Origin of the sequence: Bradyrhizobium elkanii WSM2783, assembly GCF_000472865.1 — a bacterium.
Classification (GTDB): Bacteria; Pseudomonadota; Alphaproteobacteria; order Rhizobiales; family Xanthobacteraceae; genus Bradyrhizobium; species Bradyrhizobium elkanii_A.
On the sequence record NZ_AXAP01000001.1, the window covers coordinates 205,418 to 221,941 of the forward strand.

The following is a 16,524-nucleotide window of genomic DNA, read 5'->3' on the forward strand; positions in this document are numbered from 1 at the left end:
GCATGAAATCGAGAGATCGCAAAATCCGTCGCATCGCCGCCGTCCAGGCGAAGATGCACCGTCTCGCGCAATGGGAGCTCATAGAGTGCCAGGCGAAGGAGCAGGAACTGCAGGAGCGGCAGCGTCGGATCATCGAGGGGTTCAACGAGGCGATCGGAGTGACGCCGTTGGCGGCGCAAAACGCGGGTCAGAATCTGAGGACCGCGAGCGTTGAACAAGGAGTGGTGGCCAAGGCGAAGGAGCGTATCACCTCGCATGCGATGACCGAGGCCCGCAAACTGAAGCAGGTGCTCCGAATGGCTGAAACGGTCGCGCGGCAGGCATTCCGGCAGCGGGAGCAGCGCGTCCTTGAGGAAGTAACTGAAACAGCGGCGAAACGGCCGGCCGAGAGAATGCAGGCCAATGAAACCAGTTTGGATCGCTAGAGCATGATCCGGAAAAGTGGAAACCGGTTTTCCCTCGCGACAAACGCGAAGCGCGTGGGAGGATCATGCTCAAACAAAGAGATGAGGTCATGATCCGATTCCCTTTAATCGGATCATGATCGAGGAGAGTCACAGCATGACGGTCAGCCCCGTACCGGATCTTATCCTGGATGTGATGGAGGCCGCGGATCCGGTCTCCCAGCGCATGGCCACTGGCAAGCTTGAGCGCGCCTCGTCCGCAGGCGAAGACTTCGCCGCGGCGATGGACCGGAAGATCGAGACAGGTGCACTGGAACGACCCACGGCGTCTGAGCAAGGCACGAACGCTTTGCGCGGCGCCGCGATCGACGGCAGCGGGCACGCCACGATCATCAGGAAGGCAGATACCGATCGCGGCGTCTTTCGGAAGTTCGAAGCGTTCGTCCTGCAAACGTTCGTCGAGTCGATGCTGCCGCAGAACGCGAGCGAGATTTTCGGCAAAGGAACCGCCGGCACGATCTGGCGGTCGATGCTGGCTGAACAGATCAGCAATGAGATGGCCAAGGGTGAAGGAATCGGAATTGCCAAGCAGCTCGCGAAATCGCGCTCCGTTGCCAATTCCGCGGCTGGTAACGGCTAATTTGCAGCAAGATGAGCGCAACGATGAATCAGAATGACGAGCAGCAACAAACGCTTGAAATCCTCGAGGCACAGGCGACGATTGTTTCCGAGGGAGGCGGTCTGCCGGCGCTGTCACAACAAGCTTTGCCCGAGCTGACGGATGCGCAGGATATCGCGGCTCAATGGCTGGGAACCAACTCGAACGCGTTGAATGCGATCGAGCGGCTCACGGCGACCATTGAAGAGGAAACGGACAAACTCGAGAACCGGGCGCAAGTTGATTTTGATTCCTTTAGTCAGCGCAAGAATCGTGGCCTGCTTGAACTGACGAGGGCCATGCGCGTGACACAGGGGATCGAGTTCGACCCTCGTGTGGTCGCGCACCTGACGCGCCTGCGGGCGAGCCTCGTCAGAAATCAGGCCGCACTACAAATGCATCTCGATGCCGTTCGCGAAGTCTCAGCGATCATCGCGAAGTCGATCCAGGAAGTTGAATCGGATGGCACATACTCATTGATGGGGCCGGGCGGATGCAAATAGTCAGGCTGCTCGTGGCAGGCGTCTGGGCCTGCATCGTCACCGTCGGTGCAAGCCTGGCTCTGTCTTACTGGAAGGAAGGACATGCCGCGCCTGCGGCCAAGCAGGACTACGCGGGCGGCCTCGTCTACGAGAAGACGAGGGTGATCAACGTGCCGATGATCGCTGATGGCAGCGTCCAGGGCTACATCGTTGCACAGTTCGTCTTCACGGCGGATTCAACAGTGCTTCGTCAGCTTCCGGTGCCGCCGGAAGCTTTCGTCGTGGACGAGGCATTTCGGAAAATCTATTCCGACGAGAATCTCGACTTCAAGAACCTTTCTCGATTCGATCTCGCCCACTTTTCACGTACGGTCAGAGAGCACGTCAACAAGCGCCTTCAGGCTGACGTCTTGCAGGACGTGCTCGTTCAGGACTTCAATTATGTTTCGAAGGATCAAATTCGTCGTTAGACCGCTTTCGCAAGTCGTCGAGCCGGTATCCCATATAGCGCTTTGACTCGATCGGATCGTAGCCGAGGTGGTTGCGGAGCTTCTTGCGAAGCTTGCTCACGTGCCCCTCGATCACGTTTTCGTCGAAGCTCGAGTCGAAAAGACCGTAGGTCGCATTGAAGAGCTGGGTCTTTGTCAGCCACTTTCCCTGGTGCGCGACCAGATGCTCGAGAATGCGCAGCTCGCGACGCGGCAGGGCCAGCGTTCTGCCGCCGATTTCCGGATCCCGGCCGTCAAGAAAAACGCGGATCAGGCTGGTTGGCGTTTCGGCTGATTGACCGACGGTTCGTCGGCGGATGACCGCCGTGCGAACCAGGATCTCGCGAACATGGATCGGAATATGGACGACGTCGTCGACGCCGGCTTCGAACAGCTCGATCGTATCCCGGAGCTGCTTCAGGTTGTTCAGGGCGATGATCGGTGCGTGAGACTTGTTGCGGATGCTCTTGGGAATGCTCGTTCGATCCGAGCAGTCCCCCAGGATAAACGCCCCGATTGCCATTACGTCATTGCCGACGGCGGATTGTAGCCATTCGCGAAAGTCTTTCGATGAGAAGCCGATCGAAACGACGCCTTCGCGATCGAATCCAGCCGCATAGCCGCGTGTAACGGTCTCCCGATCATCGATGACGATGAACATGTGGATGCCCCTGTTTGCCCTAGATAGTTGTTGTGGAGTCGAGCAGGCGTGCTCGCTCCGCTTGGTTACGCAACACAACAGGTACTGACCCGATACAAGTTACTGAGACCGAAGCACGCGCGTCTGGTTTGCTCGAAAGCTTGATCAGGCGCGGGTGATGCCGCCGTTTGAGGCGACGAGGAACGTTGCCGTGGTCGTGATGCTGCCCGGCAATCTTTTTGGGTTCCTCAGCACTGTTCGTGCAATTGCAGTCTGGTCTCGATACAACCGATCGAAATTGCGGCGAGAAGCGAACAGCGTCTTGTTGTTGAAGGTCACATCAAGAATGAACATCAGCTCGCGCACTGTCGAATCGGATCACGTCCATTACGTCGAAGTGGAGTATGATCGTCAAGCAATTGAACTAGGCATCTACTGCGAGACAACTCGTCAGCGAGTAGATGTTGCTTTATTGAAACGCTTACTCAACCCATTTGCTCGGAATACTTGGCAATGTGCTCCTCTAAGTTGAAACAAAGGGAGAGAATTTTTCTGCCAAGAGCGACGATCGTCGTCATGGAACCGTCGTGGAACAAATTCGTGTTTCGACGAGATCATTTTTTTCGCGCGCGCTAGGCGGACTTTTCATCAATTGGCATCTCCGCCGTCGTCAAAACGCTGCGAAAACGCTTCGATAAGCATCGATCACTCGTAGCCGTGGAGTTGAAGTGGTGTCGCCAACACGAGATCATCGTGTGGCGCGACGCGAGATCATCGGTCGATGTGATGAACGCTTGATTTTGGTGAGCGTCAAAACGTCGCATAGGTTCGATAGAGGCGCTGCTGTTCGTCATGCGTCGCATCAACAGGCGTGTATCTGACGATCGACATGCAGATCGTCAGCCGCGAGTGCAGTCTGCGGAAAGTGAAACATGTGGTGCTCGCGTTGCTGTGCGTGGCATGCACGCAATGCACGCTAGCGGTCACATGGAACTCAATGCACGCTAGCGGTCATAGGTGCGCCGCAGTGCATGCTATCGATCATATGGAATAATGCACGCTGGCGTGCATATCTGGCGAACTGACCGCATCACACGATCAGTCGTGCAGTGGCAACATCAACGCGCGGAAGCAACGATGCCCTTGCTGGTCAATACTTGCCAGCCACCGTTCTCGTTCTTGATTTCCTCGATGCGACCCAGGTTCGGCACCTCCTGGCCCCGAGTAACCTCGATCACACCTGCTGGTCCTTCAAGTATGGCAACGCCCTCATAAGCGCGCCGCACGCGCCAACCCGGGATGATCTCTCGTCGCGCCGTGGTTTGCCGCGGCTGCGCCTGAATAGTGCCAGTGACGTCGGAGGATGAAGCTGCCGCTACGGTTCGTGCAACCTGCGGCTTTGCTTCGACCATGCGTTCGACCTTGGTGGCCGATATCGATTGATCTCTTTCGACGCGCTCGACGCTTTGGACCAGTCGGCCGTACCGGTCGCTCGCGGCTCGGTTTGCGGCGTCGAATGCGGTGCGGTTCGCCGCGACATCGCTTGATAGGCTCGCAACGTTGCGGCGCAGTTGCGACATCGCCTCACGGAGGTTGCGAAGCTCGGCATCCGATGCTGCGGTAATCGCAATGGGCCGAAGGACCAGGTAGGCGACGCCGCCTATGGAGATGAGAGAGGAGATCGCGACGATCACTGCAAGAGTGACGAACGGCGCGATCCATGTCCGTGGCTGCGGCTTCTTGACGACGAGCGTGGCGGCCGGGATCGGCGTACGCGCCTTGGGCCTGACAGGCTCTGGCCGCGGCATTGTGCGGGTGCGCTTCATGGTGGCGAGCGCCTCCTGGGCGAGCAGCTCGTCAACCGTGGCTGCGGCCGGGCGAGGGGCGGTGGCCTTCGCCTTATTGCCGGGTCGCGGCGGCGATGCGCCGCTCTTGCCGGCATCAGTGGCGGTTGGCTGCGGGGCAGTCGGCGTCGCTTCGGTTGCGGTCTCGTTGGTTGCTGGTTCGGCCATGATTTTGTCGGCGGACAAATCCTGATTTGCTGGATATCAAGCGAACCTTGCGTGAAACCTACGATCCCTCGGGCCAGCGGGAGGTGATGTTGGCGTTAGCAGCGGATCTTTCGCGATCGCAGCGGTCCGTCAGGTCCGCATCCGGAATGCAGCTCCCATGTTGCCGGGAGCTGCGGCTGTTCAACGCTGCTTGCCGAGCAGCGCGATAGACAGCAGCGTGTCCTGATTGATGCCAGTGCCAGACCCTTGCAGGATGGCGAGCGCAGGTGACGTAACCTGGCTGCTGTTGTTCATCACATCGTACATCGCGGTAAACCGCTTTAGTAGCGCTGCAAGTTTCTCCGGATCGGCGAGATCCTTCAGGTTGAGGTGCTTTTCGACGATCTTTGCTTGCTGATCGATGTCCATGCTCCCCATCGCATCCGGCAGATTGTAGGTGGTTCGAAACACCTGCGCGAGAGCCCGGTCGGCGAGGATATCGTATGCGGACGTGATCTGTGCGGACTTTCGTTCGAAATACAGCGCCAGGCGAACACCGGCATTCGCCTCTCCCTGCTGCGCCTCCAACGTTTGCTGGAGATAGTTGTTCTGCGTCTCCAAGAGCTGGTCTCGCCTATGGGGCCCTATTGCCGGAATCCGGGCAATGTTGCCTTCCTTGTCGAAATTGAACGATGCCGCGATCTCGGCAAAGCGGGAGTCGCTGGCGGTGTTTGCGAAGCTCTTGGGATCGCTCAGATCGGAATTGAAGATCTTCTTGAGATAGTCGTTGGTGACCTTCGTGGGATCCAGGCCGTTTGCAACAAGAACGATATCGACCAACTTCCTGTCCGAAAGCAGCTCGGAAACGCTCTCGATGCCTGCGATCGTGGTCTGGTAATACTTGGCGTCCTTCTCGGCCTTCTGGCGAAGGCTGTCCTTTTCCGTCGCGCTCGCAAATCGCGTTTTTGCGATGATGTAGTCCTTGACGATCTGCGTAACTTCAACCGAGTTCTGCGCCACCAGGGGCGTTGTCAGGTTGCCCTTGCTGTCAAAGTTGAAAGCGTGCGCGAGCTGTATGTATCGGTCGTCTCGGAGGGTATAGGCATAGCTCGTCGGGTCGCTCAGATCGCTGGTGAGCACGGCCTTGATCGTGACCGGCGAGACTTTTTCCGGGTCAAGGCCAACCGCCTTGAGTGCGAAGTTATAGATGTTCGGCGCGGACATGAACTGTTGAACTGATTTTACATTGGAAATATTGGCCTTGAACTGCTTGATCGCGAGGGTTTCATTTTCTTCCTCCGCGTCGAGATATTCGGCCCCCTTGGTGAGGACAAATTTGTCGTTGGTGCTCTTCCGGTTCGCGTCGGTCTGAGCGGACTTGCCGGAAGCAAGCGTTCCATCTGCCGAAAACTCGAACGCGCCGGCGAGATCGAAATAGTGGCCGATTGTGGTGAGAGAGTCCTGGTAGCTCGATATGTCTGCCCTGCTTTGCGCCAACCGGTTTGTTTCGGTCGTAATCTTCGCTCTCAAGCCTGGTACATCGGCGCCAGGCTGCGATAGCTGCGACATATACTGCGCAATTTTCGCATTGGCATCGGCGGCAACCGCCTGCGCCTGACCGAGCTTGGCATTGATCGTATCCTTCTGGGGACCCCAAACGGTGTTAACATAACTGTTCGGATCGGATGGATCGCTGCTCAAGACCTTCCGTATCGTGTCACGCGACCAATTGCTGTCGTCGATGCCGAACGCCTCGAACACATATGTGCGAAGGCGGTCGTCATTCAGCAGCTCATCGACGTTTTTGACGCGGCCGATCACGATGTTGTAGTAGTTCGTGTCTTCGTCGATTGCGTCGACCCGCTTTTGGACCGATGCCGTGTACAGGCCGATCATCTCGTCAGTCTGGTTTGACGATTGCGCAGCGGGCGTATCGGAGCCTGTGAAGGAAAATGCTGACGCGAAATCACGAAAACGCTTGTCCGTCAGTTTGTTGGCGAAGCTGTTCGCGTCGAGGAGATTGCTCTCCAGCACCTTTTTCATGAAGGCTTTTGCATAGATCATATCCTCCAGCCCGTATGCCTTCATCGCATACTGGTAGAGCCGGTCGTTCTTCAGAAACTCATCGACGGTTTTGATCTTGCCTATGTTTTCTTTGTAGTAGGCGGCGCTTCGTGTCACGTCAGCCTGCTGCGCGACCCGCGTCAGGGACTGCTGGAGGTTGCGCACGACGGAATTGTAGCTGGCGTACGTCGACACCATCGATCCATCCTTTTTGGAAAGCTCCCTGATATAATGACCATCTTCCTTGCGTGAAGCTGGCAGGGTTGCTGGAACAAGGCGCTCGCCCAGTATCGGCGGCCTCCGTACCGGGAGGTTGAGGCGGCATCCGGCGGAGCCGTTGATGTTCCGCGAAGCCATGTTCCGACGCAGACGTCACCGACAGAGCAGGGCAGTATCGGTGTTGCGCAGGCCGGTCAGTTGCGCTGGGCCGTCCAATAACCTGCGCAGCGCGCATTGCCGGAATGACCGCTCCAGGTTCCACGACCGTACGGACCGACGAGCCTGCCGGATCCGGAAGCATATTTCTCGTGCACGGTCACAGAAGCGCGGACTGCGCCGGATGGAGCCACGCGTCCCCTGAAATTCACCAGATTGGGGTGAGTGACGATGCCGTTGATGATGTTGACGGAGAAATTGTACGTCGGATCACAGGGACCGTATTGCGTGACGAACAGGAGACTCCAAGGGCCGTCATAGGCAGACCGCGCATCGGCGTTGGTAACGAAGAGCGAGCCCATACCGGCAATTGCGATTGCGAGCAGAAGCCGTTTCATGACATTCCCTCCTAAGGCTACTCGGATAAACAACGTGAACATCCTAAATTGCGGACCATTGGCGGTCGCATCCGCACCGATATGCTGGTGAAGATAGATGTAGGTTGGCTTCCACAGCCGGTCCTGAAAAATTCCGTTGAGCCACCTCACTATGGCGTTACAACGGATGGCAGCGGCCTTGCGGCCCGCATTCTGTGGCGCCGCAGCAGAGAGAATGCGACGCCGCCAAGCACAGCCGGAGGATGTAGCTCAGTCAGCTTGCCGACTAGAATCCTCGCGTCTCAAACGCACGATGATTGCCCCTCGGAATGGGCCGACGGAGCGCCTCAGGACATGCGATACAGGGATTTCGCATTGTCGCGCAGGCGGAGCGGGAAGGGCGGTGCTTCAGATGGCGAAGTAACGACTTCGATGTAGACTCCGCTCTGCGCGCCGGCGGCGCTTCGCAACGCTTGGTCGAGTTCGCCGCACGTCGTCGCGCGCGCCGTCATCCAGCCGTCGCAACCCAGCACCCGCGGCAGCTCGGCATATCGCCAGGATGGGACGTCGTTGTAGGCAACGGCAGGCTCCTTGGCCAGGAGCCGCTCGATGAGATAGCCGCCATTGTTCAGCACGAAGATCACCGGTTTCAAACCGAGCCGGGCAAACTGGCTGATTTCCTGCACCGTAAATTGATGAGAGCCTTCTCCGGTCACGAGCACCGTGCGTCGGTGTGGGGCGGCAGCGGCGGCGCCGAGCGCGGCCGGCGTTGCCCAGCCGATCGATCCCCATAGCCCCTGGTTGTGGAAGCTCGCGCCCCGCGGCAGCCGCGCGAAACCTAGCCCCATGGAGACCGTGCCAGTCTCCGCGACGACGATATCGTCGGGTCGTATGAACTTGTTCCAGCGCGAATAGAGCGCGGCAGCGGTGATAGGGTCGTCGCCGCTGCCGCTTTCCGCGCCAATCGGGTCGGCACAAGACGGCGTGACGACCTTGCTGTGCTTGCCGAGGCGCTTCGCCAGGGCAGCGAGCACATCGGCCATCTCGAGGCCGGAATGCGTGCGCCCCTGCAATGTGGTGTGGTGATGACCTATCGAAATGAGCCGTGCCGGGTCCAGTTTGGCCGTGAAGGCGCCGGTGTTCAGGTCACTGAATAGCGTGCCGATGGCGAGCACGAGATCGCAGCTCTCGACGAACTGGCGCACATCCTCGTTCATCAATCGTCCGGCATACATTCCGACATACGCCGACTGGCTTTCGTCGAGCACGGATTTGTCGAGAAACATGGTGGCGAATGGCAGGCCGGACGCGTCAACGATCGCCTGCATCGTCCGCTGCAGGCCGGTGCGCGCCACCAGGAGGCCGGGCAGGATGCACGCGGTCTTGGCCCGATCGATGTTTGACAGGATTGCATTCACAACCTTCTCGAGAAGGACGGGATCGCTTCCAGGAGCGGCGAGAGGCTGAGCGCTTCCAAGCACGGGCCGGTCGGCAAGATCGGCGGGAAAGGCCATGTAGACGGGCCTCCGATGATAGAATGCCTCAAACAGGAGGCGTTCGGTCTCATATGCAGCATTCTGCGGCGTGATGACCGAGTGCGCGCAGACCACCGGCTCGGTCATGCGGCGGAACAGATCGAATTCGCCGTTGCCCAGCGTATGGTGCAGCACGGAGCGCGCGGCTTGCGCGGCCGTAGGCGGCATTCCGACCAGGTGGAAAACGGGGAGATGTTCGGCGTAAGCGCCGGCGATGCCGTTCAGCGCGCTGAGCTCGCCTACGCCATAGGTTGTACAGACAGCGCCGGCGCCATTGATCCGCGCATAGCCATCAGCGGCATAGGCGGCGTTGAGCTCGTTACAGCATCCAATCCAGCGCAGACCCGGTTCGCTATACGTCGCATCGTTGAGCGGAAAGGAGAAGTCGCCCGGAACGCCAAAAACATCGCTGATGCCGACATCACGCAGCCGCGAGAGCACATGCTGAACAACGGTTCTTGACATCACGCGGTCTCGTCAACACTCGCGACAAAATCGAACGGTGAACTCGACGTGGGAGCGGTCTCGAATACCCATCTCGCGCAAGGTTTGATCATCAAGCGCAGCGAGCGCTCGGACTGCTCGTCTGACTTCGCGCTCGTTTTCCCACTGTGTCCACATTGAGGGCGCACTTGAGAGGGAAGTACCGAAAGAAGACCTGTCCACAACAAACTCCACGACTGTTGGCTGGACTAAATGTGGTTTTCCTTCGTTACGACACGATAACCCAGCGCGAAAATCTGGTTACATCTGAAATGATTGACGGTGCGGCCGGCACAATTCACTTAGGCGTGTAGCTTGCCGGGAAACTGTCGCCGGTAATCGAAGGTCGCCGATAAACCAAAAGAGAAATCTCTGCGTGCGCCTGTGACGGCTTCGTGATCGCCGCAACAACGAGCATTCGATCATGAAAGGCGACAGAATGCTCCTGTAGCGTTGCTCTAATGCTTTGAACTGCGAGGCGCGAGCGGCACCTGCCGTTCAGCCATATAGCGGCCCGGCGTCGTGCCGAGCGTTTTCCTGAACATCGTGACGAAACTGCCCGCGCTCTCATAGCCGAGATCCATGGCCACTTGCTGGATCGTAGCGCCGCCCGCCAGCCATTGCAGTGCGAGCACGATGTTGAGCTGCTGCCGCCAGCGGCCGAAGGTCATGCCGGTCTGCCGGGCAATCATGCGCGCCAGTGTTCGCTCGCTAAGTCCGGCGCGCTTGGCCCAGATCTCCATCGTCGCCTGGGCCGACGGATCGGCCATCATCATGTCGACGATCTTGCGCAGCCGGCGATCCGTTGGCATCGGCAGATGCAACTTGCCCACCGGCGCCACCGCGACTTCATCGAGCAGGAGGGCCACAAGGTGCGTCTCCATGCCTCCCTCGGGATAAGCAATCGGGAAACTGGCAGACCGGACCAGGAGCTCCCGCAGGAGTGGCGTGACCGAAATCGTGCAGCAGTTGGCGGGCAGGTTCGCGGCGATGGCGGGATCGATAAAGGCATTATAGCCTTCGATCTCGCCCGCCACCTTGATGCTGTGCGATACGTCGCCGGGAATCCAGATTGCGCTTTGCGGCGGCACGATCCAAAGGCCGCCTTCGAGCTCGCAGGTCAGAACGCCGCGCAGTGACAGCAGAAGCTGCGCCTTCCGGTGGCTGTGAAAATCAAGCTCGACGCCGGTCGTGACCGTCGTGATGCCGTAGGTGACCACAGCGCGCGCCACCTCATCCGGATCGACGAAATTAACCCGATCGCTCAGATCAGTAAGGATTGGCATTCCAATCGATTCCAATTTCCGCGGAAGTGCATTGGCAGGAATTCAGAATATAATGTCAGAATTGCCTGATGCTGCCAACCGCGCGAAGGCCTATCCGTCCTGAACCGTCATTGGCGCAAGCGCTGAACTCTTGGTGGATATTGGATGAGCAAACAGATCGCCACTGTCGCGGAACTTGAAGCGATCATCGGCAAGACGCCCCTGCCGACGACGCTCAAGGTGATCGACCATCTTGATGAAGGTGCGTTGCGCTGGATCCGGCTTTCGCCGTTTTGCTTTACCGCCTTCGGTGACACTTCTGATATCGCGGTGACGATGGCGGGCGGCGATCCCGGCTTCGCATTCGCCAGCGCGCACGAGCTGCGGCTACCCACCGCGTTGCTCGATGATGCGGCACTCGCCCGGGCCGGTGTCGGGTTCGCCTCGCTGTTTCCGCTGCCAGGCATCACGGAGACGTTGCGGGTCAACGGAAGGGTAGCCGAGGTTCGGCATGATGAAATCCGTATCGCGGTGGAGGAATGCTACGGTCATTGCGGCAAGGCGCTGATCCGCTCGGATTTTTGGACCGCTGCGCCGATCGCTGTAGTGCCGCCAGACGTCCCGACCTTCATCGCCGATTGTCGTTTCCTTGCGCTGGCCACCACGGATGCTCAGGGCCGAGCGGATCTCAGCCCGAAGGGCGATCCAGCCGGCATGATGGCGCATCTCGAGGGCTCGCGGCTCTGGTTTGCCGATCGTCCGGGAAACCGTCGCGTCGATAGTTTTCGCAACATCATCACTCAGCCCCGCGTCGCCGCTGCGCTGCTCGTCCCTGGCTCGACCCACGTCGTGAGGTTATCGGGGACGGCCTACATGACCGACGACGAAGCGATGCGCGCGCAATTCCGGGTGCAGGACAAGACGCCGGCGCTCGCCATACGGATCGACGATCTCAGCCTCTCGATGTCCGAAAGCCGCGCCCTCGTTCGAACGCATCTCTGGCCAATGTCCGGCCGCCCCGCCATCGACCCCGCGAAGGTCTTCACCGAGCATATCAAGCTCAACAAGGCCAACGGACTTGGAGCCCGGCTTACAAGCGCTGCATTGTCCGTTCCCGGCATGACGGGCCTTCTGAAGAAGGGACTGGAGAACGAATACAAAAATAATCTCTACTAGAGCATGATCCGGAAAAGTGTGAAGCGGTTTTCCGAAAAGATCATGCTCAACAATAATCTAAAGCGCGATGATGATTCATCCTCATCTCGTCGCGCTTTCGAGCATGATCCCGGCAAAGCAATTGCGAGGACGCTTCTACAGCTTCGATGCCAAGCTCAACGGACAGGCGGAATTGCAAACGCGAACATCGATAGTTGTACCTCAGGGGAGAATACGAACGGTGTGGTACCGATCTTGTTGGCGCCAAGACGGGCGTAGAAATCGACAGAGCTTGGGCTCGAGTTAATCAGGATCACATTTCCCGCCATCTTTCTCGAAAGCTCGACTGCGGTAGCAAAAAGTCGCGTGCCAACGCCCCTTCGCGAACAGGCTGGATCGACAAAGATACCCTCCAGCAGAGTCAGGCCTCCGATTCCCGTCGGTCTTACAGCCACATAACCGTGCGGTACGCCGGCTTCGCTGTGGGACACAAAGACCAGTCCGGCGGCAATAAGCGAAAGGTTGACCTTGAGTGCGGGCATGAAGCGGACGATCGCGTCATCGTCGTATCCGTCATTCCTGGTCGCGCGAACCGCGATTTGCGTAAGCTCCTCGGCTTCGTCAACACGTGCAGGCCTAACTGAATTATTTGTCATGATTGGTCCCTGCTCCAACATCACGCAGATAGCCGCCGCGGATTGAATTTCAAGGAGTGTAGCGGATGCAGCCAATTACCGGTCCGCGCAGCAAAGCCGCTGAGCGGGCAGCTTTCAGCTCCGTGTCAGGAGCTGACTTCGATTGAAGCCGCCAACGCGTCCGTTCGGGGGCCATTTTCGACCGGATCGAGAGTCTTGCCCAGCATCTGATTCCGCTTCGCCCCAAGGCATCCTGTCGCCGGGCCCGCCCGGAGCATTGAGTTTGGCCGGGCGCTTGTGATCGACAGCACCTCCGTTCGTGCCCATCAGCAGGCCGCGACGGAAAAAGGGGGGCAGATCATTGTCTCGGTCGATCACGCGGCGGGCTGACGACCAAGATTCGTGTCGTTGTCGACGCGCAAGGCCTTCCGATCAGGCTCGGCCTGACGGCAAGACAGGCGCATGACGGGCAGATCGCCGACACACCGCTTGACCATCTTGGCCCGCGCACCATCGTGCTGGCGGACAAGGCCTACGATGCCGACCGCAGCCGTGAACTGATTCAGGAGCAAGGTGCCACCCCTAACATCCCGCCCAAGAGCAACCGGCGCTGGAAGCCCTGCTTCCGCAAGAGGCTCTACCGCGAGCGCAATCTGATCGGGGCGGCTCTTCTCCAAGAAGGAGGACTTCCGACGTGTCGCATCCGAAACAAAGGGGGCCGCCAACCGAGACGGCCCTGTTTCTTGGTGCGCGCATCCTTGATACGCTCGAGGGAACCTCGTTCACGGTCGGAAACCTACGGAAGGACCTTTACTGTTCCAGCTCTAGAGGGCAAGGCTGTTGGGTCTTGCAGCGAAGGAAAATGTCGGCACAAACTGCCGTCGCTGCAGGTGGAAATGACGAGGGTGGGAGCAGCGCCTGTGCTGCGTAGTTCCGGAAACCCGAGCGTCAGGTTGCCAGACTGGTTGAACGAACAATGCCCGGTCCCGATTGCGGGGGCCACTTCCATGGCCGTTTCGAGACCTCACAGGTGGCCGGAGCAGAACCAATGGACGACAGTGCGACTTCGCCGACGGCAGTCATTTCGCGCACTTCTCTAATCCTTAGCGTTGCCATCGCTATTGGGATCTTCATTTTTGACGCGATCACCCCTGCAGCCTCGGTGATCTCGACGCTGTTCGTCGGCGTTGTGCTGCTGTCTGCGCGGTTTCTTCAAACGCGTGGGATTGTGCTCGTATCCGTCGGCTGCATGGCGCTGACGGTGCTCGCCCATTTTCTGACGCCATACGGCGACTCGTGGGAAACCATCTCCATTTCGAACCGCGTTCTCAGCCTTGCGACGATCGGCGTTGTGACTTTCCTCGCCGTGCAAAGCCGATCACAAGAGATGGTATTGCGCGAACAGGCAGGACTCCTCGACCTCAGCCACGATACGATCTTCGTGCGCGACATGAAGGATATCATCACCTACTGGAATCGCGGAGCCGAGCAGCTGTACGGGTGGAAGAAGGCGGAAGCCCTCGGCAGGATCACTCACCAACTGATGCAGACGATCTTCCCCATGCCGCTCGAAGCGATCATGGAAGAGTTGCTCCGAACCGGTCGCTGGGAAGGAGAGCTCGTCCACACGAGGAAGGATGGCACGCAGGCAATCGTAGCCAGTCGGTGGTCCCTGCAAAAGGACGAACGTGGCCTTCCGGCCGCGATCCTGGAGACCAACAATGACATCAGCGATCGCAAGCGCGCGGAGGACGCGCTGCGGGACAGCGAGAGACGATACAAGAGCATTTTCCGGATGGCGGGCGTGTCGATCTGGGAAGAGGACTTCTCTCAGATCAAAGCGGCCATCGACGAACTGAGAGCTCAAGGCGTTGCAGACTTCCGCGCGTATTTTGCAGCACATCCGGAGTTCGTACGAGAGTCCATCTCGCGTGCGAAGGTCGTCGACGTAAACGATGCAACGGTCGAGCTCTTCAAGGCGCAGAGCAAGGATGAGCTCCTTCACTCGCTGGATGCCGTATTCACCTCCGAAACATTGGAGGCGTTTGCCGGGGAGTTGATCGCCGTCGCAGAAGAGCGCCCGTATTTTTCAGCCGAGACGATTCTCCAAACACTGAAGGGAGAAAAACTGACGGTTCTCTTTGCGATTACCTTCCCGCCCCGACCTTCCAATCTCGATCGCGTATTGGTGACGATCACTGACATTACCGAGCGCAAGCGGGCCGAGGAGGCGCTGCACGAGACCCAGGCCGAGCTCGCGCACATCACGCGCGTGACGACGATAAACGCGCTGACCTCCTCCATCGCCCACGAGGTCAGCCAACCACTTAGCGCGATTGTCAGTAACGGCTATGCGGGCCTGCGCTGGCTCGACCGGCAGCCGCCCGATCTCGAGGGGGCGCGCAGGACGTTCGAGCACATCGTCGGAGACGGGCATCGGGCCGGCGAGGTGATCGGGCGGGTGCGCGCGCTCCTCAAGAAGACAGCCACCATCAGGGAATGCGTCGACGTGACCGAGCTGATCCGGGATACGGTCGCCGTGCTCCATGGCGAAGTGCTCCGGCATGGCATCCTGCTGCGGACCGAGTTAGCGCCCGAACTTCCGCCGGTGGTAGGCGATAGGGTGCAGGTGCAACAGGTGCTGCTGAACCTGATGATGAACGGCATCGACGCCATGAAGGAGGTGACGGAGCGGCCGCGCATGCTGCGGATCCGGTCCGATCTCGATGAATCCGGGGCCGTGAGCGTAGCGGTGCTGGACACCGGGGTCGGGCTGGATCCGAACAGTGCCGACCGCCTGTTCGAGGCGTTCTATACGACCAAGCCCGAGGGCATGGGCATGGGCCTGGCGATCTGCCGCTCGATCATCGAGGCGCACGGTGGACGATTGGGGGCATCTGCCAACGAGCCCTGTGGGGCGGTATTTGAATTCCGCCTGCCGCCCGAGCGGGACGAGACCAGTCCCGCCGCGAACGATCGTCCAATGCCGGTACAGTGAACGGGCAGCACCACTTGCGACAACCGCGTTGTTCGCTGGAGCATGGCCATGCCGATCGGCAAGGACATGCTTTTTCAATCCACCGCTAGTCCTTCATTCCGGTGATCGAGCTGCTGACAGCCCGCGGATCGCGGAGCGGCCAGCGGCCGCAATCGACCTGGGCCAGGAAATCGCCGACGATCCGGTTGTACTCCTCCGGCTCCTCGATATTGATCGCGTGCCCCGAATTCGGCATTACCGCGAGCGCGGCTGAGGGAATGCTCTGCTTCATGAGAATGCCCGGCAGCAGGCACGGCCAATCCTCATCGCCGGTGATGATCAGCGTCGGCACGGTGATGCGTTTCATCTCCTCGACCAGCGCATAAAGCGAAGGCCGCTCCTTCTGCACGCCTTGCTGCGTGTTGGCCGATCCGGTCGCCGAATGCTCGGCCAGCATGGCCTTGAACTCGGCGTGACCGCGCGGATCCTTGTTCTGATATTGCACGCGCGTCGGCCCATAGGCATAGCGCTCGGCGAACGCCGGCATGCCCTCGCGCCGGATCATGTCGGCGATCACGTCGGCCTCGGCGCGGAACGTCTCGCGCTTGTCGGGCTCGGCGCCGTAGCCGCAGCCGCCGATGCAGAGTGACAGCGCCCGCTTCTGATGACGCAGGCCGAAATGCAGAGTGGCAAAACCGCCCATCGACAGGCCGACGATATGCGCCTGCCGCTCGCCGATATGATCGAGCACCGCGAGGATGTCGTCGGCGGCGCGCGCCTGCGAATAGGATGAGACCTGCTCGGGCACGTCGGACGGCGGGAAGCCGCGCGCGTTGAAGGCAATGCTGCGATAGCGCTTGCCGAAGTGCCGCATCTGCGGCTCGTAGCTGCGCAGATCGCCGGCGAATTCATGCACGAAGATGACGGGACGGCCGGTTCCCGTTTCCTCGAAATAAAGGCGCACCCCGTCGTCCGTCGTTGCGTAAGGCATGTTG

15 protein-coding genes and 1 pseudogene are annotated in these 16,524 nt (G+C 59.4%); 7 read left to right on the plus strand and 9 right to left on the minus strand.

Annotated features, from left to right (window positions below):
* Window positions 1-2: 2 nt before the first annotated feature.
* The 4 genes from YY7_RS0100940 to YY7_RS0100955 all read left to right on the plus strand — a co-directional run bounded on the left by YY7_RS0100940 (window position 3) and on the right by YY7_RS0100955 (window position 2,014).
* Window positions 3-425, plus strand: coding sequence for a hypothetical protein (locus YY7_RS0100940; RefSeq protein WP_028161592.1), 423 nt, complete (start codon window positions 3-5; stop codon window positions 423-425).
* 136 nt (window positions 426-561) lie between these two features.
* Entirely contained in the window at window positions 562-1,044 is a 483-nt protein-coding gene (locus YY7_RS50200) for a rod-binding protein (protein ID WP_035688848.1), read from the plus strand.
* Window positions 1,045-1,067: 23 nt separating this feature from the next.
* Window positions 1,068-1,565 (plus strand): hypothetical protein, encoded by a 498-nt coding sequence (locus tag YY7_RS50205; RefSeq protein ID WP_245287143.1) that lies wholly within the window; start codon window positions 1,068-1,070, stop codon window positions 1,563-1,565.
* Window positions 1,556-2,014: a hypothetical protein gene (locus YY7_RS0100955; RefSeq protein WP_155254982.1), complete on the plus strand. Its 459-nt coding sequence runs from the start codon at window positions 1,556-1,558 to the stop codon at window positions 2,012-2,014. The genes YY7_RS50205 and YY7_RS0100955 overlap by 10 nt, the downstream gene beginning before the upstream one ends.
* Here YY7_RS0100955 and YY7_RS0100960 read toward each other — a convergent pair.
* From YY7_RS0100960 to YY7_RS0101000, 7 genes are all read right to left on the minus strand, one after another.
* Window positions 1,980-2,693 (minus strand): response regulator transcription factor, encoded by a 714-nt coding sequence (locus YY7_RS0100960; RefSeq protein ID WP_028161594.1) that lies wholly within the window; start codon window positions 2,691-2,693, stop codon window positions 1,980-1,982. The genes YY7_RS0100955 and YY7_RS0100960 overlap by 35 nt on opposite strands.
* A 144-nt stretch (window positions 2,694-2,837) precedes the next feature.
* Complete coding sequence (locus YY7_RS0100965) at window positions 2,838-3,038, minus strand: hypothetical protein (protein WP_028161595.1); 201 nt, start codon at window positions 3,036-3,038, stop codon at window positions 2,838-2,840.
* 752 nt (window positions 3,039-3,790) lie between these two features.
* Window positions 3,791-4,684, minus strand: coding sequence for a hypothetical protein (locus YY7_RS50210; protein ID WP_051396418.1), 894 nt, complete (start codon window positions 4,682-4,684; stop codon window positions 3,791-3,793).
* 180 nt (window positions 4,685-4,864) lie between these two features.
* The gene (locus tag YY7_RS0100985; RefSeq protein ID WP_028161596.1) at window positions 4,865-6,925 is read right to left on the minus strand and encodes a DUF1217 domain-containing protein; all 2,061 of its coding nucleotides are present in this window, start codon (window positions 6,923-6,925) and stop codon (window positions 4,865-4,867) included.
* A 215-nt stretch (window positions 6,926-7,140) separates the two neighbouring features.
* Window positions 7,141-7,500 carry a hypothetical protein gene (locus tag YY7_RS0100990; RefSeq protein WP_028161597.1) on the minus strand — a complete coding sequence of 120 codons (360 nt, stop codon included), beginning with the start codon at window positions 7,498-7,500 and terminating at the stop codon, window positions 7,141-7,143.
* 326 nt (window positions 7,501-7,826) lie between these two features.
* Window positions 7,827-9,479, minus strand: coding sequence for an alpha-keto acid decarboxylase family protein (locus tag YY7_RS0100995; RefSeq protein ID WP_028161598.1), 1,653 nt, complete (start codon window positions 9,477-9,479; stop codon window positions 7,827-7,829).
* Between the two features lie 476 nt (window positions 9,480-9,955).
* Complete coding sequence (locus YY7_RS0101000) at window positions 9,956-10,783, minus strand: AraC family transcriptional regulator (RefSeq protein ID WP_028161599.1); 828 nt, start codon at window positions 10,781-10,783, stop codon at window positions 9,956-9,958.
* 144 nt (window positions 10,784-10,927) lie between these two features.
* Here YY7_RS0101000 and YY7_RS0101005 point away from each other — a divergent pair, with 144 nt between their 5' ends.
* The gene (locus YY7_RS0101005) at window positions 10,928-11,938 is read left to right on the plus strand and encodes a pyridoxamine 5'-phosphate oxidase family protein (RefSeq protein ID WP_028161600.1); all 1,011 of its coding nucleotides are present in this window, start codon (window positions 10,928-10,930) and stop codon (window positions 11,936-11,938) included.
* Window positions 11,939-12,093: 155 nt separating this feature from the next.
* Here the strand turns inward: YY7_RS0101005 and YY7_RS0101010 are convergent, their stop codons facing one another.
* Window positions 12,094-12,573: a GNAT family N-acetyltransferase gene (locus YY7_RS0101010; protein WP_196237198.1), complete on the minus strand. Its 480-nt coding sequence runs from the start codon at window positions 12,571-12,573 to the stop codon at window positions 12,094-12,096.
* 264 nt (window positions 12,574-12,837) lie between these two features.
* Here YY7_RS0101010 and YY7_RS60010 point away from each other — a divergent pair.
* Window positions 12,838-13,257, plus strand: a pseudogene (locus YY7_RS60010) (IS5 family transposase); the annotation flags it as partial.
* 343 nt (window positions 13,258-13,600) lie between these two features.
* Entirely contained in the window at window positions 13,601-15,550 is a 1,950-nt protein-coding gene (locus YY7_RS50215) for a PAS domain-containing sensor histidine kinase (RefSeq protein ID WP_051396419.1), read from the plus strand.
* 85 nt (window positions 15,551-15,635) lie between these two features.
* On the opposite strand, the gene YY7_RS0101025 is transcribed toward YY7_RS50215, so the two are convergent.
* Window positions 15,636-16,520, minus strand: a complete 885-nt coding sequence (locus YY7_RS0101025) for an alpha/beta fold hydrolase (RefSeq protein ID WP_028161603.1) — start codon at window positions 16,518-16,520, stop codon at window positions 15,636-15,638.
* Window positions 16,521-16,524: the final 4 nt, after the last annotated feature.

Coding starts and splice junctions, on each gene's coding strand:
- YY7_RS0100995 (WP_028161598.1), bottom strand. CDS start 9,479: ATGTCAAGAACCGTTGTTCAGCATGTGCTCTCGCGGCTGCGTGATGTC.
- YY7_RS0101000 (WP_028161599.1), bottom strand. CDS start 10,783: ATGCCAATCCTTACTGATCTGAGCGATCGGGTTAATTTCGTCGATCCG.
- YY7_RS0100985 (WP_028161596.1), bottom strand. CDS start 6,925: ATGGTGTCGACGTACGCCAGCTACAATTCCGTCGTGCGCAACCTCCAG.
- YY7_RS50205 (WP_245287143.1), top strand. CDS start 1,068: ATGAATCAGAATGACGAGCAGCAACAAACGCTTGAAATCCTCGAGGCA.
- YY7_RS0100960 (WP_028161594.1), bottom strand. CDS start 2,693: ATGTTCATCGTCATCGATGATCGGGAGACCGTTACACGCGGCTATGCG.
- YY7_RS0100940 (WP_028161592.1), top strand. CDS start 3: ATGAAATCGAGAGATCGCAAAATCCGTCGCATCGCCGCCGTCCAGGCG.
- YY7_RS0100990 (WP_028161597.1), bottom strand. CDS start 7,500: ATGAAACGGCTTCTGCTCGCAATCGCAATTGCCGGTATGGGCTCGCTC.
- YY7_RS50215 (WP_051396419.1), top strand. CDS start 13,601: ATGGACGACAGTGCGACTTCGCCGACGGCAGTCATTTCGCGCACTTCT.
- YY7_RS0101005 (WP_028161600.1), top strand. CDS start 10,928: ATGAGCAAACAGATCGCCACTGTCGCGGAACTTGAAGCGATCATCGGC.
- YY7_RS0101010 (WP_196237198.1), bottom strand. CDS start 12,573: ATGACAAATAATTCAGTTAGGCCTGCACGTGTTGACGAAGCCGAGGAG.
- YY7_RS0101025 (WP_028161603.1), bottom strand. CDS start 16,520: ATGCCTTACGCAACGACGGACGACGGGGTGCGCCTTTATTTCGAGGAA.
- YY7_RS50210 (WP_051396418.1), bottom strand. CDS start 4,684: ATGGCCGAACCAGCAACCAACGAGACCGCAACCGAAGCGACGCCGACT.
- YY7_RS0100955 (WP_155254982.1), top strand. CDS start 1,556: ATGCAAATAGTCAGGCTGCTCGTGGCAGGCGTCTGGGCCTGCATCGTC.
- YY7_RS50200 (WP_035688848.1), top strand. CDS start 562: ATGACGGTCAGCCCCGTACCGGATCTTATCCTGGATGTGATGGAGGCC.